This window comes from Pseudoalteromonas sp. 19-MNA-CIBAN-0066 (assembly GCF_040308705.1).
GTDB lineage: Bacteria > Pseudomonadota > Gammaproteobacteria > Enterobacterales > Alteromonadaceae > Pseudoalteromonas > Pseudoalteromonas nigrifaciens.
Window position 1 is genome coordinate 1 of record NZ_JBEONZ010000398.1, and the last position, 239, is coordinate 239.

General features: G+C 40.6%; 1 protein-coding gene. It reads left to right on the top strand.

Annotated elements, in window-relative coordinates:
• Positions 1-27 precede the first annotated feature (27 nt).
• A partial coding sequence (locus AAEZ18_RS19590; RefSeq protein WP_352256123.1) for a metallophosphoesterase occupies positions 28-239 on the top strand: 212 nt, incomplete at its 3' end.

Here is a 239-nt window from a genome sequence, read left to right on the forward strand (position 1 = left end):
CCCTAACATTTTGCATTAAGCACTTAGATGGCAGATTATGCGATAGGTGATTTACAAGGGTGTTTTAGTGAATTTAACACCCTTTTACAACGGGTTGATTTTAAGCCAAGTAAAGATCACCTATATTTAGTTGGCGACATAGTTGCTCGCGGGCCTGACTCCCTAGCCTGCTTAGACTATATTTACCAACATCAAAATAGCATGACCATCACTTTAGGCAATCACGACCTTCACATGGT